Origin of the sequence: Halomonas sp. A020 (assembly GCF_027943625.1) — a bacterium.
Taxonomy (GTDB): domain Bacteria; phylum Pseudomonadota; class Gammaproteobacteria; order Pseudomonadales; family Halomonadaceae; genus Vreelandella; species Vreelandella piezotolerans.
Genome location: NZ_AP022850.1, coordinates 2,322,699 through 2,343,578 on the forward strand (window position 1 = coordinate 2,322,699; position 20,880 = coordinate 2,343,578).

23 protein-coding genes are annotated in these 20,880 nt (G+C 59.9%); 14 read left to right on the forward strand and 9 right to left on the reverse strand.

The features are described 5' to 3' along the window. The first annotated feature begins 185 nt into the window (after positions 1–185). On the forward strand, positions 186–608 hold the full coding sequence (locus FRH_RS10785) for an OsmC family protein (RefSeq protein ID WP_044627904.1): 423 nt from the start codon (positions 186–188) through the stop codon (positions 606–608). Between the two features lie 136 nt (positions 609–744). On the opposite strand, the gene FRH_RS10790 is transcribed toward FRH_RS10785, so the two are convergent. Continuing rightward, a complete protein-coding gene (locus FRH_RS10790) occupies positions 745–1,224 on the reverse strand; it encodes a PRC-barrel domain-containing protein (RefSeq protein WP_153842296.1) in 480 nt (159 codons plus the stop codon). A gap of 371 nt (positions 1,225–1,595) precedes the next feature. Here FRH_RS10790 and FRH_RS10795 point away from each other — a divergent pair, with 371 nt between their 5' ends. Next, positions 1,596–2,477 (forward strand): L,D-transpeptidase family protein, encoded by an 882-nt coding sequence (locus FRH_RS10795; protein ID WP_231125533.1) that lies wholly within the window; start codon positions 1,596–1,598, stop codon positions 2,475–2,477. A 7-nt stretch (positions 2,478–2,484) separates the two neighbouring features. On the opposite strand, the gene FRH_RS10800 is transcribed toward FRH_RS10795, so the two are convergent. From FRH_RS10800 to FRH_RS10815, 4 genes are read right to left on the reverse strand one after another with little or no spacing between them, the layout of a single operon-like run. Then, positions 2,485–3,150: a response regulator gene (locus FRH_RS10800; protein WP_153842297.1), complete on the reverse strand. Its 666-nt coding sequence runs from the start codon at positions 3,148–3,150 to the stop codon at positions 2,485–2,487. Then, the gene (locus FRH_RS10805; RefSeq protein WP_153842298.1) at positions 3,150–4,679 is read right to left on the reverse strand and encodes an ATP-binding protein; all 1,530 of its coding nucleotides are present in this window, start codon (positions 4,677–4,679) and stop codon (positions 3,150–3,152) included. Before FRH_RS10805 ends, FRH_RS10800 begins: the two co-directional genes overlap by 1 nt. Positions 4,680–4,699: 20 nt before the next feature. Beyond that, on the reverse strand, positions 4,700–5,368 hold the full coding sequence (locus FRH_RS10810; protein ID WP_153842299.1) for a 2OG-Fe(II) oxygenase: 669 nt from the start codon (positions 5,366–5,368) through the stop codon (positions 4,700–4,702). Beyond that, entirely contained in the window at positions 5,365–6,036 is a 672-nt protein-coding gene (locus FRH_RS10815) for a CoA pyrophosphatase (RefSeq protein ID WP_153842300.1), read from the reverse strand. Before FRH_RS10815 ends, FRH_RS10810 begins: the two co-directional genes overlap by 4 nt. Positions 6,037–6,129: 93 nt before the next feature. Between FRH_RS10815 and FRH_RS10820 the strand changes: the two genes are divergently transcribed. Next, on the forward strand, positions 6,130–6,687 hold the full coding sequence (locus FRH_RS10820; RefSeq protein ID WP_153842301.1) for an NUDIX hydrolase: 558 nt from the start codon (positions 6,130–6,132) through the stop codon (positions 6,685–6,687). 35 nt (positions 6,688–6,722) lie between these two features. On the opposite strand, the gene FRH_RS10825 is transcribed toward FRH_RS10820, so the two are convergent. Further along, positions 6,723–7,034 carry a YqfO family protein gene (locus FRH_RS10825; protein WP_153842302.1) on the reverse strand — a complete coding sequence of 104 codons (312 nt, stop codon included), beginning with the start codon at positions 7,032–7,034 and terminating at the stop codon, positions 6,723–6,725. Between the two features lie 121 nt (positions 7,035–7,155). Here FRH_RS10825 and FRH_RS10830 point away from each other — a divergent pair, with 121 nt between their 5' ends. The 11 genes from FRH_RS10830 to FRH_RS10880 all read left to right on the forward strand — a co-directional run bounded on the left by FRH_RS10830 (position 7,156) and on the right by FRH_RS10880 (position 18,637). Next, positions 7,156–8,109, forward strand: coding sequence for a sugar-binding transcriptional regulator (locus FRH_RS10830; protein WP_139525356.1), 954 nt, complete (start codon positions 7,156–7,158; stop codon positions 8,107–8,109). Between the two features lie 164 nt (positions 8,110–8,273). After that, a complete protein-coding gene (locus FRH_RS10835) occupies positions 8,274–9,596 on the forward strand; it encodes a sugar ABC transporter substrate-binding protein (RefSeq protein ID WP_153842303.1) in 1,323 nt (440 codons plus the stop codon). A gap of 75 nt (positions 9,597–9,671) precedes the next feature. Then, complete coding sequence (locus FRH_RS10840; protein WP_139525358.1) at positions 9,672–10,562, forward strand: sugar ABC transporter permease; 891 nt, start codon at positions 9,672–9,674, stop codon at positions 10,560–10,562. A gap of 32 nt (positions 10,563–10,594) precedes the next feature. Next, entirely contained in the window at positions 10,595–11,446 is an 852-nt protein-coding gene (locus FRH_RS10845; protein WP_153842304.1) for a carbohydrate ABC transporter permease, read from the forward strand. Between the two features lie 11 nt (positions 11,447–11,457). Beyond that, entirely contained in the window at positions 11,458–12,615 is a 1,158-nt protein-coding gene (gene ugpC, locus FRH_RS10850) for a sn-glycerol-3-phosphate ABC transporter ATP-binding protein UgpC (protein WP_139525360.1), read from the forward strand. Beyond that, positions 12,612–13,310 carry an HAD-IA family hydrolase gene (locus FRH_RS10855; protein WP_139525361.1) on the forward strand — a complete coding sequence of 233 codons (699 nt, stop codon included), beginning with the start codon at positions 12,612–12,614 and terminating at the stop codon, positions 13,308–13,310. The genes ugpC and FRH_RS10855 overlap by 4 nt, the downstream gene beginning before the upstream one ends. Further along, positions 13,294–14,079: an L-iditol 2-dehydrogenase gene (locus FRH_RS10860; RefSeq protein WP_153842305.1), complete on the forward strand. Its 786-nt coding sequence runs from the start codon at positions 13,294–13,296 to the stop codon at positions 14,077–14,079. The genes FRH_RS10855 and FRH_RS10860 overlap by 17 nt, the downstream gene beginning before the upstream one ends. Before the next feature lie 7 nt (positions 14,080–14,086). Beyond that, complete coding sequence (locus FRH_RS10865; protein WP_153842306.1) at positions 14,087–14,707, forward strand: nucleoside/nucleotide kinase family protein; 621 nt, start codon at positions 14,087–14,089, stop codon at positions 14,705–14,707. A 36-nt stretch (positions 14,708–14,743) separates the two neighbouring features. Further along, positions 14,744–16,231 carry a mannitol dehydrogenase family protein gene (locus tag FRH_RS10870; RefSeq protein WP_153842307.1) on the forward strand — a complete coding sequence of 496 codons (1,488 nt, stop codon included), beginning with the start codon at positions 14,744–14,746 and terminating at the stop codon, positions 16,229–16,231. After that, positions 16,231–17,715, forward strand: coding sequence for a xylulokinase (gene xylB / locus FRH_RS10875; protein WP_153842308.1), 1,485 nt, complete (start codon positions 16,231–16,233; stop codon positions 17,713–17,715). Before FRH_RS10870 ends, xylB begins: the two co-directional genes overlap by 1 nt. Positions 17,716–17,788: 73 nt before the next feature. Continuing rightward, the gene (locus tag FRH_RS10880; RefSeq protein ID WP_153842309.1) at positions 17,789–18,637 is read left to right on the forward strand and encodes a fructosamine kinase family protein; all 849 of its coding nucleotides are present in this window, start codon (positions 17,789–17,791) and stop codon (positions 18,635–18,637) included. On the opposite strand, the gene cynS is transcribed toward FRH_RS10880, so the two are convergent. From cynS to ntrB, 3 genes are read right to left on the reverse strand one after another with little or no spacing between them, the layout of a single operon-like run. Then, the gene (gene cynS, locus FRH_RS10885; protein ID WP_153842310.1) at positions 18,622–19,062 is read right to left on the reverse strand and encodes a cyanase; all 441 of its coding nucleotides are present in this window, start codon (positions 19,060–19,062) and stop codon (positions 18,622–18,624) included. The genes FRH_RS10880 and cynS overlap by 16 nt on opposite strands. Then, positions 19,055–20,011 (reverse strand): ABC transporter ATP-binding protein, encoded by a 957-nt coding sequence (locus FRH_RS10890; protein ID WP_153842311.1) that lies wholly within the window; start codon positions 20,009–20,011, stop codon positions 19,055–19,057. Before FRH_RS10890 ends, cynS begins: the two co-directional genes overlap by 8 nt. Positions 20,012–20,021: 10 nt before the next feature. Continuing rightward, positions 20,022–20,879 (reverse strand): nitrate ABC transporter permease, encoded by an 858-nt coding sequence (gene ntrB / locus FRH_RS10895; protein WP_139525368.1) that lies wholly within the window; start codon positions 20,877–20,879, stop codon positions 20,022–20,024. Between the last annotated feature and the right edge of the window lies 1 nt (position 20,880).

Below are 20,880 nucleotides of genomic sequence, written 5' to 3' on the forward strand. Positions count from 1 at the left end.
AAAGCCACCGCCAGCGAATCCTTTTTATTGTCCGCAGTGAAGCGCCAGCAGTTTTATCGTCGGGGTTTAGAGGTTTCGACAGCCACATAGAATCGCTGCTAAGAATCAGCTACGCTGAATGAGCACCGAACGTAACCCTGCGTTCATCCTGCGAGAAGCACACTACCCTAGGAAAGGAGAACAGAATGGATAGTAAAGCAAGCGCACATTGGGAAGGTGGTTTGAAAGATGGCCAAGGCAAAGTCGCCACGGAAAGCGGCGTACTGGATGCAGGTTACTCCTTCAAACAGCGTTTCGAAGGCGAGCCCGGCACCAACCCAGAAGAGTTGATCGGCGCCGCACATGCCAGCTGTTTCTCGATGGCCCTATCGATGATCCTGGGTGAGAAAGGCTACACCGCCGACGCCATCGATACCCAGGCAAAAGTCACGCTGTCGCAAAGCGATGCCGGTTTCGATATCTCCAGCATTCACCTGGACGTGGAAGCCAGCGTGAGCGGTGCCGACGACGCTGCTTTTCAGGAGGCCGCCGAAACCGCCAAGGCCAACTGCCCAGTATCTAAAGTCCTCAAGGCCGATATCACGATGTCTGCCAAGTTGAAAGGCTAATATCTGGCGCTGCCTTAGGGCAGCGCTTGGCAGCGTGTTGTATACCGTTGTTGCCACTCACATACGAGAAGGGCCTTGCCGAATGGCAAGGCCCTTTTTGCGAGCAATGGCTGCTATGTACTCGTTAAAGTACCGCTTAGCTCTGTGTGTCGCGCATCTCGTTAGCGTTGTCTTCGCTATTGTTCATCTCGGTGTCGCGCTCGGTGCGAAGATCATCGTTGCGCTCGTACTCCTGGGCTTCCTGAAGGGCTTCTTCAGAGGCGTTGACGGAGATGACGTACTCTTCGTTATCTTCGCCCTTCGTCAGTTCCAGGGAGTCCCATTCGATGGCGACGTTCTTTTCGCCCATCCCTAGAAAACCGCCGACACCAACGACCACGGCGTTGATTTTGCCGTCTTCATCGATGATCAAATCGTTGATGGTACCAATGTCTTCGTCGTTTTCGACACGGCTGCGCACTTGGTTACCCGTAAGCGAGTCAGAGTGAAAAGTGTTGTCTGGGGCATGGGTCAGGTAAGACGCTTCCATACCATTGCCGCCCTCATTGGCCTGAGCGATGCCTGCCGTAGCCATCAGCGCGGGAAGGATGAGGGTAGTCAGAAAGGTCGGTTTCATGGTGATTGCTCCTTGCGTGGTGATGAAGAGGTCTCACTGTGCGTGGCACCTCTTTGTCCGAAGTTGCCCTGCACCTCGCTGTGCAAGGACACTTCTCAAGGTAGGTGCTGAGACGTTCTTTGCAATCGCTGTGTCAAACTCTTAATCAATATCAATAAAATGCTAGATAAAGGTTAAACGGCTGCGACAGTCTGGCGAATTGACCCGCTGCCTGTGGCTGTGCATATTCATTTTCATCGTCATCAAGATCGCCGTAGAGCGATAGCGACATAGAGAGAGATTTTCCAATGACCCTGACAGACCCTTCATGGCTGTTTCAGCCATTGAAACAGCGCTTGGCTGGCGGTGTTGTGGCATTAGGCGCTTGGCTGATGACAGCCAGCGCGATCGCCAACGATACTGAGCTGCCGAAAGGCCATTTTTTACTGCCCGAGTCGGGCAATATGGTGGGCGAAGTGTATACCGTCACTGCGAGTGAAGAGGACACGCTGCTGGATATTGCCCGAGCGCATAACGTGGGCTACGAAGAGATCCGCATGGCTAACCCGGACGTGAGTCTGTGGGTGCCTGGCGAAGGCACCGAGGTCACCATTCCGGGGCAGTTCATCCTTCCTGACGAGCCTCGCACTGGTATCGTGATCAACGTTGCCGAGCTGCGCATGTACTACTACCCCGAGGCCGAAGATGGCCATGCTCCCCGTGTCGAAACCTATCCCATCGGCATTGGCCGCGATGCCTACAATACGCCGTTGGGTATCACCGAAACCACCATGCGCTTGGAAAATCCGGCATGGTACCCGCCTGAGTCGATCCGCCGCGAGGCCGCCGAGCGTGGTGACCCGCCGCCTGCGGTCGTACCGCCTGGACCGGATAACCCGCTGGGTCAATATGCCATTTTGTTGGATATTCCCGGTTATCTGATTCATGGCACCAATCAACCTGACGGGATTGGTATGCGCGCCAGCCGCGGCTGTATTCGCATGCACCCCGAGGATATCGAGTCAGTCTTCTGGCGTGTGCCGGTGGGCACCCAAGTGAACATCATCGATGCGCCGATCAAGTTGGGATGGGACGTCGGAGGCGACGCCTACATTCAGGCGTTCACGGCGACCGATGAGCAGGCGTTTGGTATGGAGACGCTATTGAATGTAGTGAGCCTGATCGAAGCGCATGAAGGTGAAGGTCGCGCGAACTACGAGCAGGTGAGCCGCGTCTTGGAAGACGCCAACGGCCAGATCGTGCCACTTAGCTAACCAACGATCAGTCGACATCAGGCGGCAACGCGGGGACCAACGAGAGCGCTACCGCCTGACGCACTAAGGCAGCCACGTTGGCTGCCCCCATCGCTTTCATGGCACGCAGCCGATAGACCTCGACGGTTTTGGCGCTGATGCCCATGTGATCGGCGATTTCACGGCTGGTCATGCCCTCTGCAACATGCTGCACGATGCGCTGCTCTTTGGGGCGCAGGGCGTCGAACTCTGTTTGTAATCGTGCCAGTGCCTGGGTCTGTTGACGCTGCTGTTCGGTATGGCTGAGCGCTTGCTGCACTACATCGATGAGCTGCTGATGATTGAAGGGCTTCTCGATAAAGTCGAATGCGCCGTTCTTCAATGCTGCCACCGCCATGGGAACGTCGCCGTGACCGGTCATCATGATGAGGGGCAGGCGGCTGCCCTGGTCAACGAGCTGTTGTTGCACCTGAAGACCACTCATACCCGGCATGCGCACGTCCAGCAGTAGCGCGCCAAAGGCTTCGTGCCCCGTGGTTAAAAAGGCGTCACCGCTGGCGAAAGCGCGGGGGGTGAGCCCTACCGATTCCAATAGCCACACCAGCGATTCCCGAAGCGCGTCGTCGTCATCGACCACCGCGATGGCGCTAGCCTTAGGCGAAGAGGCAGTCGTAGGCGCGTTAGCCGAGGGCATCAAACGTCGGTCTCCGTGCGTAGAAATACGTCAAAACAGGCACCTTTAGCGCTGTCGGCACGCAAAGCAAGCGCGCCCCCCATACTTTCCACCAGTGTACGGCTAATGGCTAGCCCCATGCCAAGCCCTTCATCACGGGTGGTAAAAAAAGCGTCAAAAATCATGGGCTGATGCCTCGGGTCGACCCCCGGCCCTTCGTCCTCCACGCTTAGCATGATTTGTCGCTGGCCGCTTCGCCGTGCGCTGACGCGCACTGTTTTGGCATCAACCACTCGACGGCTGGCAGTCAGCGCATTCAGCAATAAATTGACGATGACCTGTTCCAAGGCAATCGCGTCGCCGTAGATCCGCGGCAGCACAGCGGGAAGCTCTACCGTTAGACCCACCGCTGCCTGTTGGTACTGCCAGTCGCAGAGCCCGCAGGCGGCCGTCACTACGTCAGCCAACACCAGTGGGCGTACTTGATGGCTACGCTTTCGGACGAAGCTGCGCAGATGCCGCAGCCGCTGAGCGAGGCGCTGTACCTGCTCGTCGATGCGCTCTAGAGGTAGTTGAAGCTCGCTGGCGAGGGGCGTGGGTTGCTGCTGGCACTTTAGCAACGCGCCGCTGGTATAGTTGGCAATCGCGCCGAGAGGCTGGTTCAATTCGTGGGCGATATTGGAGGCCAGTTCCCCCGCCGCGGCCAGTCGGTTGGCGTGAGCAATCTGCTCCTGATGGCGTCGCGCCTGGGCGTCAGCGGCTTTGCGGGCGCTGATATCACGATTCACCAAGGCGTAGTGGCCGGGTGTGGCCCCCCGGCTGCGATGGGCCAGTACCACGCTGAGCACCGGCACGCTGCCGTTCTCGGTGCACATCTCCAATTCCCCGCTCCAGGAGCCGTAGCGTTCGACGGCTGGAAACACCACCTCGATGAGCAAGCGCAGCGACTCGGCTTGATACAGCGCGCTTAGCGCCGTAGGCGACGCCGCGGGTAGGGCAAAGCAGCGGCGGGCGGCTTCGTTGGCACTGAATACTTGCTGGTCCGGCCCTAAAAACAGCACGTAGTCAGTAGTGGATTCGACGACTTGGGCCAAGCGCTCGCGGGTGGCTTCTGCTTCGATACGTCGGCCGACGTCGCGGGAGACGCACAAAATATCGATCAGCTCACCGGTGTGAGTGTCTCGCCGGGTACGGCTGGTGGTTTCGAACCATACGTAGTGGCCTGCCTTGGCACGAAACCGATAGGTTTGCTGATAGAAGCCATCGTGATAGTACACCCGCGGCGACTTGTTGAGCAGGTCGCTCAAATCTGCTGGGTGAAACAGCTGATACGCAGAGACGCCGATAAGTTCATCCGGCTCATAGCCTAGCAGCTCCCGAGCGGCTTGGGACGCGTACAGAAACGTGCCGTCTCGGGCGTGGCGTGAAATGAGATCCGTCGTACTCTCGGCCAGCCACTGATAGTGGCACTTCTCCTCTTCGAGTGCGGCGTTGCGAGCTTCCAGGGTCGCCACTTTTGCCGCTAGGATAGCCTCTCTTTCAGCACTCACGGGCTCGTCTCGCTCATCGTTTAGCGGGCAGGGTCTAACACGCCACCCATGGAGGCGTTGCGACGGAACCAACCTGCAATGCTGGCGCGGGGCTGGCGGGTGGGGAGCACTTCATGGGGAATGGTTTCCGATAAAAAGCAGGCAAAGGTGCCAGCTTCGGGTACTACCCGGGCCACTTCCAGAGTGGGGTCATCGGGGTGGTAAATCACCATTTCGCCACCGCCGTCGCTCGGCCAGTTGGGGTTCAAGTAGCCGACGGTGGAAATCACTCGGTTGGCCCGCCCGCGAAAGCTGTCCAGGTGGCGCTGGTAGAAGGCACCGGCAGGGTAGTGGGCAAAGTGGGCTTCGTACTCGAACAGACCCAAAAACAGCGCTTGATTCAGCGACTGCTGCAGCTCTGCCATGGCATCCAGATAGCGGCGCTGGGCGTCGCTTTCGCGATCGAGCCAGTGGATGGCGTCGCCGCGGATGTCTTTACGCAGGTGGTGCTGTTGGCCTCGCCCAATGCCCGCCTCATCCAGCGCGTCACGCTCGGCCAAGAGATGGATTTCCCGGTGCAGTGATTGGCAAAGCGCTGGGTCGATCACGCCTTTACCGACGTACCAACCCTGTTCCACCAGTGCGTCTACGAGCGCCAAGTGGGCCTGGGGCGTGAGGGCTGGCGTATCCATGTCAGGCGTTGCAATCATTTCGTTGATCTCGTAGCGGGGTCGCGCTTGGTCGTAGCCGAGCGACGGCTAGTGGGGGTACGGCGTTCAGGGTAGTGGCGTAGGGCGCCGGGCGGGCGCTGATAAAGGTCAATCTCCATTCCAAAACCCTCGGCCAACAGCTCCACCAACATCATGGCAGATAATCCCCAAATGACGTGACCATCGACGTGATAGCTGGGCACATAGTGCGCGACGCCATCGACGGTGATCACATCGGTATGGGTGCGCTGGTCGTCTAAAAAGTGGCTGAGCGGGACCTCGAAGATGGCGTCCAGCTCGCCAGGGTCGGCGACCAGCGGCAGGTCTGGCGGAATCAGACCGACCCAAGGCGTCACGCGAATGCCGTGAAGCGAAATCACATCCGACAGTCGCCCGAGCGGTTGCACTTGGCCAGGCGCCAGCGCAATCTCTTCTTCTGCTTCTCTCAAGGCGGTGGCGTATAGGTCGGCATCGTCCGGTTCGCGTTTGCCGCCTGGAAAAGCGACCTGACCTCGGTGGGTCGTCAAGTGGCTGGCCCGGCGTGTGAACAGCAGGGTAGGAGCAGGACGCTCGACGATGGGCATGAGCACGGCCGCCTCCGGCAGCGCTATGTGGTCTAGCCGTTGAGGGGTATGCTGTTGCAGCCGTTTGCGCAGTTTCTCTAACATAGGCGTCTCTTTACTTTGCTCTCTTTTACCCAGCCACGGTGATCATCGTCAAGCACGTTGATGCCCCGACCCACCAGCCGTAGAGAAAACGCGATGAACTTTTGTAGTCAGTGTGGTGAGAAAGTCCGGTTTGCCGTTCCCGAAGGCGACGATCGCCCCCGCTACCTGTGCGACGGCTGTGGCACGATCCACTATCAGAACCCACGCATCGTGGCGGGTACGCTGCCGATCAGTGGCTCCAAAGTACTGCTTTGCAAGCGGGCGATATCGCCTCGAAAAGGGTACTGGACGCTACCGGCGGGGTACATGGAAAACGCCGAAACTACCCAGCAGGCCGCCATGCGAGAAACCTGGGAGGAGGCGTTTGCCGAGGTCGCCCTTGGGGACCTATACACGCTGATCGACCTGCCGCATATCAACCAAGTCTATATGATTTTTCGTGCCGACTTGGTGGGGAGCTTCGACGCAGGGCCGGAGAGCCTCGAAGTGGCGCTCTTCGAGGAGCACGAGATTCCCTGGGACGCGCTGGCGTTTCCCACCATCGAGCGGACGCTGCGTCACTATTATGCTGACCGTGAAAGCGCCATATTTCCGCTGCATATCAGTAAGATCACGCCCGAGGATCGCGAGCGCTACTTCGGCAGCGCCTAGATCGTTCGCTTCGCGCATTCGTCTAGTCCATGCGCTTACAGGTCGGCGAGCTGCCACACATCGTAGGCCACTTCTTCATAGGGGTGAGCCAGCTTGAGCGCAGCAATGGCGGCGCGGATATGCTCGTCGTCGCACACCATCTCGATTTTGAACTCGTCGACCGTTTCCAGCGTGCCGACCTGTCCAATATGCGGTTCGGCGCCCGCCATCGGTCGAAACTGACCGGTGCCGCGGGAGTGAAAGCAGACATGCTCGTAGTCGCCAATGCGACCGGCACCCGCCTCGAAGACGGCGCGTTTGACGCTATCGGCATTTTCAATGGGAACGAAAAACGCAAGTTTATACATGGCCACCTCTGTGCATCGGGAATAAGACGTCGCTGCCCATGTTAGCGGATCGGACACTACTGGTCTTGGCGAAGGCTTTGTATGATGAGGTTTTTTTAACGACAAGGCGGCGAGCCCAGTCATGGATAAGTTCGAAGTAAAACTGGATCAGGCGGCGAGAGCTGCCTGGATGTCCTATGTCGGTGGCATGACCCAGGACGAGATTGCCAGCCAACTTGGCGTCTCACGCCCCGGTGTTCAGCGTTTACTGGCCCTGGCGCGCCAAGAGGGGTTGGTGAAAGTGCATATCGACCACCCCATCTCGACCTGTATGGCGCTCGGCAGCACGCTGCGTGAGCGTTTTCAACTGACCTACTGCGACGTGGTGCCAGCAGACACCCAGGCCCCTGAGAGTGCGGCCTACTACTTGGCCGTAGCAGGGGCAGAGCGCATTGCCCGTCTGGTGGAGCGCAGCGAGCCGTTAACGCTGTCGCTGGGAACTGGACGTTCGGTGCGCGCCGCGGTGGAAGCGTTGAGCCGCGTGGAGCGGCCGCAGCATCGTTTTGTCTCACTGGTGGGCAACGTGGCGCGTGATGGTTCCGCCAACCGCTACGACGCCGTGATGGTGCTGGCGGATAAAACCGGCGGAGAGCGTTTTTTGCTTCCCGCTCCGGTCGTCGCGGCGTCACTGGCGGAAAAAGAGGCCATGCTCTCGCAGCGTTTGTTCAAAGCGATTGCCGACGTGGCGCGGGAGTCGGAAGCCGCCTTTATCGGTATTGGGCGCATCGATCGTCGAGCCACGCTGTTTCAAGATCACTTCATCAGTGAAACCGAGCTGGATGAGCTACTGGGCCGAGAGGCCGTGGGGGAGCTGTTGGGTTGGCCGCTGAACCGCCGTGGCGAGGTGGTGGACTGCTCGATCACCCGGCGCGTGACTAGCCTGCCGCTTGAACGCTTTGGCAAACATCTGATGGTAGGCATTGCCGGTGGCCGGGATAAAGCCCCCGCCATTTTAGCCGCGCTGCGCGGCGGCTGGTTGAAAGGGTTGGTCACCGATGAGATTGCCGCCCGACACATCGTGGAGGCAATGGAGTGAAGCGCGACTTCGCGCCTGCAACATGCAAACGATTGAATGCATTAGCGTAAAGTCTAACGCGGCAGGCTTTGCTTTTTTTTGGTCTGCATACGATCATTTGTTCGGTTGATGATCAATAAGATCAAGGCAACAACAATGCCAATATTTGCCAAGAGGAGTGCTGTATGCGTCTCGCGCGTCATTTGCCCGTTACGACCCTAGCGGCTGCCGTTGCGGTAGCTGGCCAAGCCCAGGCTCAAACCGAGATCACCGTCGCGACGGTGAACAATAACGACATGGTCATCATGCAGAGCCTGACCGACGCCTTTGAACAAGCGCATCCTGAGATCACGCTGGACTGGGTGGTGCTCGAGGAGAACGTGCTGCGTCAGCGTATGACCACGGACATTGCCACCGGCGGTGGGCAATTCGACGTCATGACCATCGGCACTTACGAAGTGCCCATTTGGGCGGAGCGCGGCTGGCTAGAGCCGCTGGACGACCTGGCTGACGACTACAACGAAGACGATCTGCTGGCATCGGTGCGCGATGGCTTGAGCCTAAATGGTACGCTGCACGCCCTGCCGTTCTACGCGGAAAGCTCGATGATGTATTACCGCACCGATCTATTCGAGCAGGCAGGCATCGAGATGCCCGAGCAGCCCACCTGGTCGCAGGTGCGTGACTGGGCCGAACAGCTCCACGGTAGCGAAGAGGGCCTTGCGGGTATCTGTTTGCGCGGTAAGCCGGGCTGGGGCGAGAACATGGCCTTTGTTTCGACGCTGGTAAACACCTTCGGTGGACGCTGGTTCGATGAGCAGTGGAACCCAGAGCTCAACTCCGAGGCCTGGAATGAGGCAATTGCGTTCTACGTAGATCTGCTTGGCAACTATGGCCCGCCCGGCGCCAGCTCCAACGGCTTTAACGAGAACCTCGCGCTCTTCTCCCGCGGCAACTGCGCGATGTGGGTCGATGCTACCTCGGCGGCTGGCAAGCTCTATGATGAGAACGAATCCGACGTAGCCGACACGCTGGGCTTTGCACCCGCGCCCATCGCGGAAACCCCCAAAGGCTCCCACTGGCTGTGGTCCTGGGCGCTCGCCATCCCAGCCTCCTCTGAGCATAAAGAGGCTGCGCAGGCGTTCATCACTTGGGCCACATCCCAGGAGTACATCGAGCTAGTCGGTGACACCAACGGTTGGACCAGCGTACCGCCTGGCACCCGCGAGTCTACCTATGCTAACGAGCAGTACACCTCCGCCGCGCCGTTTGCTGGCTTCGTACTGAACGCCATTCAAGAAGCCGACCCCACCGATGCCACCCTTGAGCCGAACCCCTATGTGGGCGTGCAGTTCGTCGGTATCCCCGAGTTCCAGTCGATTGGGACGCAGGTTGGCCAGACCATTGCTGCGGCACTTACCGTCGATACATCGGTTGAACAGGCGCTGGATAGCGCCCAACGCGCCACCGAACGCACCATGCAACGGGCGGGCTATATCGAACGTTAAAGGCACTCCCGCGCCTGCCCGGCCCTGGGCAGGCGTTGCTGGTGGTTCTCGCAGGTCTTTCTTGCAGGTATTTACATGAATAGAACACGTGCTTCTGGCCGGACGGTCGGCGGGCTGAGGACGCTGTCGCTTCAAGCGCCCGCCGTCACGCTGTTGCTGCTCTGGATGATCGTGCCTTTAGGCATGACCCTCTGGTTCTCTTTTCAGCGCTACAACCTGCTGATGCCCGGAATGACCGGCTTTGCCGGGTTGGAGAACTACGAGTATCTGCTCACCGACCCCGCGCTCTGGTCGGCCATGGGCACCACGCTGCTGCTGGTGGGCTGGGTGCTGGTGGTCACCGTTGTAGGCGGCACGCTGTTGGCGGTGCTGTTTCAACAGGAGTTTGCCGGACAGGGTATCGCCCGCGTACTGGCGATCTCTCCCTTCTTCGTCATGCCAACGGTCAGCGCGCTGGTGTGGAAAAACATGATGATGCACCCCTCCAATGGGGTCCTGGCATGGCTGGCGGAGTCGTTAGGGCTCCCCGCGCTGGACTGGTTCTCGTCGCTACCGCTGACCTCCATCATCATTATCGTCTCGTGGCAGTGGCTGCCGTTCGCGCTCCTCATTCTACTCACGGCCATGCAATCGCTGGATGAGGACCAGGTGGAGGCCGCCCGGATGGATGGCGCAGGGCCGCTGGCGATTTTTTTCTTCATCACGCTGCCGCATCTCAAGCGTGCTATAAGCGTGGTGATCATGATCGAAATGATCTTCCTGCTGACGATTTTTGCCGAGATATTCGTCACCACCTCCGGCGGGCCGGGGCTCGCGACGACCAACTTGGCTTATTTGATCTATATCCAAGCGCTGCTGGATTTCGATGTGGGCATGGCCTCGGCGGGTGGGGTGATCGCCATCATTCTCGCCAATATCGTCGCGATTTTCCTTGTCCGCATGGTCGCTAAGAACTTAGAAGACTGACCCCGGCACCAGGGCGTCTTGGGAGCATTTCAATGACAACGCATCGTAATAGCGCACCAGCACACACTCGCTCGTTGCCGATGAGGCAACTGGTGCTCACCCTGTTGGGCTGGACCATCGCGCTGATCATCTTTTTTCCCATCCTCTGGATGGTGCTGACGGGGTTCAAAACCGAGACAGCGGCGATTGCCGATCCCAGCTTTATTTTTTCGCCCACCCTGGAAAGCTATCAGGCGGTACAGGACCGCTCGGGCTACGCCCGCTTTGCACTAAATAGCGTAGCCGTGGCGTTTGGCTCGACCTTTTTAGCGCTGCTGATCGCCATTCCCTCGGCCTACGCCATGGCGTTTTTACCCACCAAGCGCACCAAGGGCACGCTGCTGTGGATGCTCTCCACCAAGATGCTGCCTCCGGTGGGTGTTTTGGTGCCTATCTATCTGATTTTTAGAGATGTCGGGCTGCTGGATACCCGCACTGGGCTGATCATCGTCTATACCCTGATGAACCTGCCCATCGTGGTGTGGATGCTCTACACCTTCTTCAAAGACATGCCCAAAGACATCCTCGAAGCGGGCCGGATGGACGGTGCCTCTACGTTGCAGGAAGTGTTTTTCCTGCTGTTACCGCTCACGCTGCCGGGCATTGCCTCTACCGGGTTACTGTCGGTGATTTTGAGCTGGAACGAGGCGTTCTGGAGCCTCAACTTAACGTCGTCGAAAGCCGCGCCATTGACCGCCTACATTGCTTCCTTCTCGAGTCCTGAAGGGCTGTTTTGGGCCAAGCTGTCGGCGGCGTCCACCATGGCTATTGCCCCCATCCTGATCCTCGGTTGGCTGACCCAAAAACAAATGGTGCGTGGCCTGACCTTTGGCGCCGTCAAGTAAAGGAGTTCCCCATGGCGACCTTACAACTCAAGAACATTACCAAGCGGTTTGGCGACACCCAGGTCATCAAAGGTATCGATCTCGACGTGAATGATCGTGAGTTCGTGGTGTTCGTTGGCCCCTCGGGCTGCGGTAAATCCACGCTGATGCGCATGATCGCGGGGTTGGAGAGCGCCAGCGACGGCGATATTCTCATCGATGGCCAGCGCATGAACGACGTGGGACCCGCCGACCGTGGATTGGCAATGGTGTTTCAGAGCTATGCGCTTTACCCGCACATGACCGTCGAGGGCAACATGGGCTTTAGCATGCGCTTGGCTGGCGTGCCCAAAAAAGAGCGCCGCGCCAAAGTGCTGGAAGCCGCCAAGATCCTTCAGCTCGAGCCGCTGTTGGACCGCAAGCCCAAAGCGCTGTCCGGCGGCCAGCGCCAGCGGGTGGCGATTGGCAGGGCGATCGTGCGTAACCCCAGCATCTTCCTGTTCGACGAGCCGCTTTCCAACCTAGACGCGGCGCTGCGTGTGCAGATGCGTATCGAGCTGGCGCGGCTGCATGAAGAGCTGGATGCCACGATGATTTACGTGACCCACGACCAGATAGAAGCCATGACCATGGCCGATAAAATCGTCGTGTTGCACGATGGCGTGGTGGAGCAGGTGGGCTCGCCCATGGCGCTCTATCACCATCCGCGTAACCGCTTCGTGGCGGGCTTTATTGGCTCGCCCAAGATGAACTTCTTCAGCGTCGAGCAGCGCTCCATTGGCGATGACGGTGTCACCGTGCGCCTGCCCGGCGGGCGGCCGTGCACCATTCCCGTCTCGGGCGAAGGGCTCGCCAGCGACGAAGCGCTGGAGCTAGGTATTCGTCCTGAGCACCTACAGTTGGATGAAAACGGCCCGCTGAGTGGCCAAATCAAAGTGTTGGAGCGCTTGGGCGGGCAGACCTCGCTGTACGTTCAGATGGGCGAGCTGCTCATCACCCTCATGGCCGATGGCGACGTGGCCTACCGGGTGAACGATACCGTGCAGTTTGGCTTTGCCGCCGAGCGTGCTCATCTGTTCGATGCCCAAGGGTTGGCGCTAGAAAGCCTGTCACAGCACCCGCTGGCCAGCCTGACCCGACAGGATAACCGTGCGGCGACCGAGACGCCTACGCCCGGAGCGCAGGTATGAAGGTGCTGATTTTTGATTGCGATGGCGTCTTGGTGGATAGCGAGGCACTGGCGGAAGAGACCTTGGAAACCCACCTTGTGCAGTGGCTGCCGGATCTGGATATTCCCTCGCTGCTCAGCCAAGCCCTGGGCATGACGACCGCCGACATCCTAAAGCACTTGGCGCAGTTAAGCCGCTATCCGCTGCCGTCCAATGCCTCTGAAGTCGTCGATAGCGCTATAGAAGCGCGTCTAGCGCGAGAACTCACCGCTATTGAAGGGGTTCACGACGCTGTGAGCGGTATCGATTTACCCAAAGCCGTGGTCTCCAACAGCCGCCGCTGCCGCGTGCTGGCATCGCTCGCCACGACACAATTGAAAGAGGCGCTGGGCGACGCCCCCATTTTCACCGCCGAGCAGGTCGACAACCCCAAACCGGACCCCGCGATTTATCGCTTGGCGGCAAGCGAGTTGGGTTGCCCGCCCAGCCGCTGTCTAGTGGTCGAAGACAGTGTGGCAGGGGTGAGCGCTGCCCATGCCGCCGGCATGCGGGTGATTGGTTTTGTGGGCGCCAGCCATATCGACGACGAGCAGTCTAACCGCCTGCTCGCGGCGGGTGCTTGGCGAATTTTGCCCCATATGCGTGGGCTCAACGCCTTGGTCGACGAGTGGCAACTACATCTGCAAGGAAACGATAACAATGAAACTGCTCGATAAACGTGCCGTGATTACCGGCGGTGCCCGTGGCATCGGGCTCGCCATTGCCCAGCGCTACTTGGCCGAAGGAGCCCAGGTGGTGGTGGCCGATATCGATGCCAACGCCATCGAAGACGCGCTCGCCACGCTGCAGCAGGATGCTAGCGCCGAGCGGGTCATGGGCGTGGTGCTGAACGTGTGTGACCAAGGCTCCATCGATGCCATGGTGGAGAGCGTCACCGAGCGCTTTGGCGGCATTGATATTTTGGTCAATAACGCGGCGGTGTTCGATATGGCGCCGGTGCTGGACGTGACCCAGGCCAGCTTCGATAAACAGTTTGCGGTGAATACCAAGGGCATGTTTTTCACCCTGCAGGCCGTAGCCCGCGCCATGGTGGCCCAAGGCCAGGGGGGTAAGATCATCAATATGGCCTCCCAGGCGGGTAGACGAGGCGAGCCGCTAGTAAGCGTTTACTGCGCTAGCAAAGCCGCCGTGATTAGCCTGACCCAGTCCTGCGGTCTCGATTTGATCAAACACCACATCAATGTGAATGGCATTGCCCCCGGCGTAGTGGATACCCCGATGTGGGAAGAGGTCGATGCGCTGTTCGCCCGCTACGAGAACCGCCCGCTGGGTGAGAAAAAGCGCTTAGTGGGCGAGTCGGTGCCCTTTGGCCGTATGGGGCTGCCGGAAGATCACACCGGCGCCGCCGTGTTTCTTGCCAGCCAGGATAGCGATTACGTTGTCGCCCAAACCCTGAACGTCGATGGCGGCAACTGGATGAGCTAAGACGCCCATGAGCCCTGATCTTGTTTCGTTAAGCCACCAACTACTGGATGCTGCCGACGGCAAGGCGCGCTGGATGGTTGCCCTGGCGGGGCCGCCGGGGGCAGGAAAATCCTACCGCAGCGCGCTGCTCTGTGAGGCGATCAACCAGCTGCGCCCTGGGCAGGCGGTGGTGGTGCCGATGGATGGCTACCACTTCGATAACGCCGTACTGGGCGATGAGCAGCTTCCTGTGAAAGGCGCGCCCCATACCTTCGATGTGGAGGGGTTGCATCATGATTTGACGCGCATCCGTCGTGTGGATAAGCCGGTCGCTGTACCGGTCTTTGATCGACCGCTGGATCTTGCCCGTGCCGGTGGGCGGCTCGTGACGCCAGAGCATCGCATCGTGATCGTGGAGGGCAACTACCTACTACTGGACCAAGACCCGTGGCGTTCACTGCACGCGCTGTTCGACTGGACGGTATTTATCGACGTGGACGATGCCGTGCTCGTGGAGCGGCTGGTGAACCGCTGGCTCTGTATGGGCCAAGACCGGACCGGTGCCCTCGAGCGTACCCACCAAAAAGACATGCTCAATGCCGCGCTGGTCAAAACCTGCAGCGTGACACCTGACCAGCGCTGGCGCTAGGACGCGCTTGCCTAACCCATAACCCGGAGAGTGACGATGACCCAGCTTAACAACCACAACATGGGTGCCCTCAGCGCGGCGGTCGAGACGCCAACCTATGATCGTCAGGCCGTGACGCCTGGCATCGTGCATATTGGCGTTGGTGGTTTTCATCGAGCCCATCAGGCCATGTACGTGGATGCGCTGATGAACCAGGGCGAAGCGCTGAATTGGGGCATTGTGGGCGTGGGGGTCATGCCCGGCGACAAGCGCATGCAGCAGGCCCTCGCTGCGCAAGACTACCTCTATACGCTGGTGGTCAAGCACCCTGACGGTGAGTATCAGCCTCGGGTGATTGGTAGCATGGTGAACTACCTGTTTGCCTCGGAAGACCCCGAGGCGGTCATCGAAACCATGGCCGACCCCGCCATCAAAATTGTCTCGCTCACCGTTACGGAGGGCGGCTACAACTTTCATCCGGTGTCCGGAGAATTCAACTTGGACGCCCCCCAGGTGCGCGACGATCTCGCCCACCCTGAGCGCCCCTCCACCAGCTTTGGCTTGGTGGTGGAAGCCCTGGTACGCCGCCGGGCACGGGGTATTGCATCGTTTACGGTGATGTCCTGCGATAACATTCAAGGCAACGGCGATGTCGCCAAGCGCATGTTCAGCGCCTACGCCCGCGCCCGCAGTGCGGAGCTGGGCGACTGGCTAGCCGCTGAGGTAGCGTTCCCCAACGCCATGGTGGACCGCATCACGCCAGTGACCGCGCCCACGGATATCGAAGAGCTCTCCCAGCGCTTTGGCGTGGAAGATGCCTGGCCCGTGGTGTGTGAGCCCTTTACCCAGTGGGTGTTGGAAGATCACTTCCCCTTGGGCCGCCCGGCGTTCGAGAAGGTCGGCGTTCAAGTTGTCGAGGATGTCGAACCGTACGAACTCATGAAGCTGCGCCTGCTCAATGCCAGCCATCAGGCGCTGACCTACTTTGGCTATTTGGCGGGCTACCGCTACGCCCATGAGGTGTGCCAAGACCCGCTGTTTGTCGAGTTCTTGCTCGGTTACATGCGCGAAGAGGGCACGCCGACGCTGGCCCCCGTGCCGGGGGTAGATCTAGAAACCTACCGGCTGACGCTGATCGAGCGCTTTGCGAACCCGCAAATCAGAGACACCTTGGCGCGGCTGTGCGCCGAAAGCTCGGATCGCATTCCTAAATGGTTAGTGCCGGTGATTCGCCAGCAGCTTGCCCAGGGCGGTGAGATTGAGCGCAGCGCCGCCGTGGTGGCCAGCTGGGCACGCTACGCCGAAGGCGTCGATGAGCAGGGTCAGTCCATTGAGATCGTGGACCGTTTGCGCGAGCCGTTAATGGCCATTGCCGCCAATAACCGCACCCATCCAGCGGCCTTCGTGGAAAACCGCGAGCTGTTTGGCGACTTGGCGGACCAGCCTCGTTTCCTTAACGCCTACCTGGAGGCACTGAAGTCGCTGCATGAACGAGGCGCACGGGCTACTCTTGAGGCTCTGGTCGCGTCCAAAGGAACGTTGTGATGTATATCGGGGTGGATTGCGGTACGCAAAGTACCAAAGTCGTGGTGGTTGATGTGGAGCGGGGCGTCATTCTGGGCGAGGGCAGCCGCCCGCATCGCCTGGATGAAGGGGAGCATGGCCGCCGGGAGCAGGCACCCGCGGAGTGGCTGGCGGCGCTCAAAGGCGCGTTCTTTCAAGCGATTGAGCGCGCCGGCATCGATGCCAAGCAGGTGCGCGGCATCGGCGTGTCTGGCCAGCAGCACGGCATGGTGGCACTCGATGCCGATGGCGTGCCGGTGTATCCCGCCAAGCTGTGGTGCGATACCGAAACCAGCGCTCAAAATAGCGCACTAGTGGAAACGCTGGGGGGCGAGGCGGGCTGCCTGGAGAAGCTGGGCCTGGTGCTGCAAACCGGCTACACCGCCTCAAAAGTGGCTTGGCTACGCAACCACCATCCGGATGCCTATCAGCGTATTGCCACACTCTTGCTGCCCCATGACTATCTAAACTTCTGGCTAACCGGCGAACGCGTGACCGAGGCAGGCGACGCCTCGGGCACTGGCTACTTCGATACCCGCGCCCAGTGCTGGCAGAAAGCGGTGTTTGCCGCCATTGCGCCGGAGCTCGACCCTGACCGTGTATTACCTCGGATTATTGACGCCCATGAACCAGCAGGCCGGGTGCGCCCGCTAGTGGCGCAGGAGCTGGGGCTGAGCGATAACGTGGTGGTCTCCTCCGGCGGTGGTGACAACATGATGGGGGCGATTGGCACCGGCAATATTACCCAAGGACTGGTCACGCTCAGCTTGGGCACCTCCGGCACGGTGTGCGCTTACTCGCCTAGTCCCGTGGTGTGTGACAGCGCCATGGTGGCGAATTTTTGCGCCAGCCACGGGGGGTGGTTGCCGCTGATTTGCACCATGAACGTGACCTCGGCAACGACTCGCGTGCGTGAACTGTTTGGGCTGGATTTGGCCGCCTTTAGCGAACAGGTCGCCAGCGCCCCGATTGGCGCTGAAGGTGTCACCGTATTGCCGTTTTTTAACGGCGAGCGGGTGCCCATGCTGCCCGATGCCGCCGGCGATTTTCTCGGGTTGACCAGCCTGAACATGACCCAGGCCAACCTCTGCCGAGGCGTAATGGAGGGCGCGACCTTTGGTCTACGCTATGGGCTGGAGCTGTTGGGTGAGCTTGCCGCAGGCACCAGCCAGATTCGGCTGATTGGCGGCGGGGCGAACAGCCCGGTGTGGCGGCAGATGGTGGCGGACATTACCCGTACCCAGGTGATCTGCCCCGAGATTACCGATGCCGCTGCGCTAGGGGCTGCCATTCAAGCGGCCTGGTGCGATCTACAGGCCGAGGGGGTCAGCCTGGCATCGCTCTGCGAGCGCCTAGTGCATCTGGATGCTGCCTCGCTGGCGGAGCCCGATGTCGAGCGTGTGGCGACCTATGAAGCGGCCTATCGGCGCTATTTGGCTGCGCTAGGGCAGCGCCATACGCTATAACCCCCCATTGCCTTCATGGTCGATGGCCCTGTAGCGTGATCTATTCAACCACGGTAACGCAGCGGAGAATGCCATGGAGGCGCGCTTACGCCATCTGCTCACGACTCACGATATAGCGCCAACCGGCGAACTAGAGCCGCTAAGCGGCGGCGACAGTGCAGCGGTGTACACGTTATCCACGCGCCAGGGGCGGGTGATCGTGAAGCACGACGATCCCGAGCGTCTTAGGGGCGAGGCAAAGGGCCTGCACGCCCTGGCCGGGGCCCATACCTCGCTCATCATTCCGGAAGTGCTCGGCCAGGCGGAAGGCTGGTTGGTGATAGAAGCCCTGGAGACTCAGCCCGCCAACCGGCAGGATGCGACCGCGCTAGGGGAGGGGCTTCGCCAGCTGCACGGCGTGATAGGCAGCTCCCATGGTTGGCATGAAGACAACGCCTGCGGATTGACCCCGCAGCCCAATGCGCCACTGGCCGATGGGCGGCAGTTCCAGCGCGAGCGGCGCCTGCTCCCTCTTTGCGAGGCTTGCTTTCAGCGTGGTTTACTCGATAGCGCGCTACGTCGCCGTATCGAGCAGCAGGCCGAACAGCTTGAGCGCTGGTTGCCGGACGGCCCCGGGAGTTTGCTTCACGGCGACCTATGGTCCGGCAATGTACTGACCACGCCCTGCGGGCCAGCGCTGATCGACCCGGCGATTTATCGCCACTACCCCGAGACCGACCTGGCCATGCTGACGCTGTTCGGCTCCCCCGGTGACGCGTTTTTCGAGGCTTACTGGAACGGCAACGCCCCGGCCGACTGGCCGAGGCGTGAGGCGCTGTTTCAGCTCTATCCGCTGCTCAACCACCTACTGCTGTTTGGCGTCAGCTACCGTGGCGGCGTCGAGCGCAGCGTCGCGCGGCTGGAGCACTACCAGGATTTATAGGGCAGGAATTTGCCGTTGAGGGTGAGCAGCACACGGTCGCCTTTCGGGTCTTCGACCTTATCCACCTCCATGGTGAAGTCGATGGCGCTCATGATGCCGTCGCCGAACTTCTCCTGCACCACGTCCTTGAGCGTTTCGCCGTACACGCCCACCACTTCGTAGAGCCGGTAGATGAACGGGTCTTGGGGAATCGCTTCATCCCACGCTTTGGTGGGGAAGGCCGTGAGTGCGGTAGCGACGTCGCCATCCACTTCGAGTACGTCGCAGAGTTTATGAGCGATATCGGCGCTGGCGCTGTTCATGCCGTAGCAGGCAGAGGCGACCCACACCGGCGACATGCCGACGGCGCTGGCAATGTCGTCCCAACTCAGTTTTTTGCGGGCCTTGGCAGCCAGCAGGGTATGACGCATTTCTAGCTTATCCATGACGGACCTCCTTGGGAGTGAACTTCACTAGGTTTTCTTGGGATTCGGTGGCAGGGGTTGCCGGGGTTGAAACCGTGGTGGCCTCGGCAGTCGCTAGTTGCACCGGGTTGACCGGTGTGGGATAGCGCAGGCCTTGGCCGTCGAACTCCTGGGTGCGCAGCTCGCCGGAGCGGTTCACCAGGAAGTCGACCAGGTAGTTACGAATCGTGTAGAAGTGCGGGTGTTTAACGATACTTGCCCGCTGGCGCGGCCGTGGCAGATCGATCTCCACCGCCTCGGCGATACGCGCCTGGGGGCCGTTGGTCATCAAAAAGATGCGGTCGGCCAGCAAGATCGCTTCGTCCACATCGTGGGTAATCATGAACACGGTTTGCTGATCCTGGCTCCAGATGTTGATCAGCTCGTCTTGAATGACGCCCCGGGTCAGCGCATCCAGCGCGCCAAACGGCTCATCCAACAGCAGCAGTTTGGGCTTGGTGGCAAACGCCCGGGCGATGCTCACCCGTTGACGCATACCGCCAGAGAGCTGGGAGGGCTTGCGGTCCACCACTTCTTTCAAGCCGACCATGTCCAGGTACTTCATGCTGTGGTCGGTAACTTCTCGATCGCTCCACGTTTTCCACCGGGCGCGTACGCCAAAGCGAACGTTTTCAAGCGCGGTTAGCCAGGGCAGCAGGCTGTAGTTTTGGAACACCACGCCGCGCTCGAGGCCTGGGCCGCTGATCTCTTTGTTCTCCATCACCAAGGACCCTTCGGAGAACTGATCCAGCCCGGCGAGCGCGTTCATGATGGTGGATTTACCGCAGCCAGAGTGGCCGATGATGCACACGAATTCGCCTTTCTCGAGCTGAAAACTGATGTTCTCGAACACCGTCAGCGGTTCGGCTTCTTTACTGGCACTTGGGAAGCGCTTGGCAGCTTTCTGTACCTCTACGAACGCATGACTCATGGTCGGCTCCTTATTCGGCGTAAGTGACGAAGCGGGCAATATAGGCAAGCGACATATCCAGCAGCATGCCCACCACGCCGATCATTAGGATGGAAAAGATCACGCTGGTCAGGTCGAGGTTGTTCCACTCGTTCCAGACGTAGTAGCCAATGCCCGTACCGCCCACCAGCATCTCGGCGGCCACGATGACCAGCCAGGCGATGCCGATGGAGATCCGCATACCGGTCAGAATGGTGGGCGCTGCCGCAGGTAGAATGACCTTGAAGGCCGTTTGCAGCGACGACAGCTCGTGGGTGCGGGCCACGTTCACCCAGTCGTTGCGTACGCCCGCCACGCCAAAGGCCGTGTTGAGCAGCATGGGCCAAATGGAGCAGATAAAGATCACGAAGATGGCGGAGGCTTCGGAATCGCGAATGATGAACAGTGCCAGCGGCATCCAGGCCAGCGGGGAGATGGGCCGCAACACCTGAATGAACGGGTTGAGCGCTCTGTACGCCAGCGGCGACATGCCAATCAAAAAGCCAATGGGAATCGCCACCAGCGCGGCCAGCAAATAGCCGCTGAGCACGCGATACAGCGAATAGCCCAGCTGAATGCCAATGCCTTTATCGTTGGGGCCTGCATCATAAAAAGGGTTCGAAAGCTCTTGCCACGCTTTGACGGCGATTTCTGAAGGTGGCGGTACTTTAGCGCTCTCATCGGCCCCGGCCAGCAGCTGCTCGTATTCGCTCAGCTCGGCACCTCCCCCCATGAGCGGGGATTGATTCAACCCTTCCCAGATGCCCAGACCCACGACCAGCAACATGATGGCAAGAATCGTGGCGCGAACGTTTAGGCTCAATTTCCACTCGGTAGTGGTGCGGTCCATG

Coding starts and splice junctions, on each gene's coding strand:
- FRH_RS10870 (WP_153842307.1), top strand. CDS start 14,744: ATGACCCAGCTTAACAACCACAACATGGGTGCCCTCAGCGCGGCGGTC.
- FRH_RS10800 (WP_153842297.1), bottom strand. CDS start 3,150: ATGCCCTCGGCTAACGCGCCTACGACTGCCTCTTCGCCTAAGGCTAGC.
- ugpC (WP_139525360.1), top strand. CDS start 11,458: ATGGCGACCTTACAACTCAAGAACATTACCAAGCGGTTTGGCGACACC.
- FRH_RS10855 (WP_139525361.1), top strand. CDS start 12,612: ATGAAGGTGCTGATTTTTGATTGCGATGGCGTCTTGGTGGATAGCGAG.
- FRH_RS10835 (WP_153842303.1), top strand. CDS start 8,274: ATGCGTCTCGCGCGTCATTTGCCCGTTACGACCCTAGCGGCTGCCGTT.
- cynS (WP_153842310.1), bottom strand. CDS start 19,062: ATGGATAAGCTAGAAATGCGTCATACCCTGCTGGCTGCCAAGGCCCGC.
- FRH_RS10830 (WP_139525356.1), top strand. CDS start 7,156: ATGGATAAGTTCGAAGTAAAACTGGATCAGGCGGCGAGAGCTGCCTGG.
- FRH_RS10790 (WP_153842296.1), bottom strand. CDS start 1,224: ATGAAACCGACCTTTCTGACTACCCTCATCCTTCCCGCGCTGATGGCT.
- FRH_RS10820 (WP_153842301.1), top strand. CDS start 6,130: ATGAACTTTTGTAGTCAGTGTGGTGAGAAAGTCCGGTTTGCCGTTCCC.
- xylB (WP_153842308.1), top strand. CDS start 16,231: ATGTATATCGGGGTGGATTGCGGTACGCAAAGTACCAAAGTCGTGGTG.
- FRH_RS10865 (WP_153842306.1), top strand. CDS start 14,087: ATGAGCCCTGATCTTGTTTCGTTAAGCCACCAACTACTGGATGCTGCC.
- FRH_RS10890 (WP_153842311.1), bottom strand. CDS start 20,011: ATGAGTCATGCGTTCGTAGAGGTACAGAAAGCTGCCAAGCGCTTCCCA.
- FRH_RS10860 (WP_153842305.1), top strand. CDS start 13,294: ATGAAACTGCTCGATAAACGTGCCGTGATTACCGGCGGTGCCCGTGGC.
- FRH_RS10845 (WP_153842304.1), top strand. CDS start 10,595: ATGACAACGCATCGTAATAGCGCACCAGCACACACTCGCTCGTTGCCG.
- FRH_RS10785 (WP_044627904.1), top strand. CDS start 186: ATGGATAGTAAAGCAAGCGCACATTGGGAAGGTGGTTTGAAAGATGGC.
- FRH_RS10815 (WP_153842300.1), bottom strand. CDS start 6,036: ATGTTAGAGAAACTGCGCAAACGGCTGCAACAGCATACCCCTCAACGG.
- FRH_RS10880 (WP_153842309.1), top strand. CDS start 17,789: ATGGAGGCGCGCTTACGCCATCTGCTCACGACTCACGATATAGCGCCA.
- FRH_RS10810 (WP_153842299.1), bottom strand. CDS start 5,368: ATGATTGCAACGCCTGACATGGATACGCCAGCCCTCACGCCCCAGGCC.
- FRH_RS10795 (WP_231125533.1), top strand. CDS start 1,596: ATGACAGCCAGCGCGATCGCCAACGATACTGAGCTGCCGAAAGGCCAT.
- ntrB (WP_139525368.1), bottom strand. CDS start 20,879: ATGGACCGCACCACTACCGAGTGGAAATTGAGCCTAAACGTTCGCGCC.
- FRH_RS10840 (WP_139525358.1), top strand. CDS start 9,672: ATGAATAGAACACGTGCTTCTGGCCGGACGGTCGGCGGGCTGAGGACG.
- FRH_RS10825 (WP_153842302.1), bottom strand. CDS start 7,034: ATGTATAAACTTGCGTTTTTCGTTCCCATTGAAAATGCCGATAGCGTC.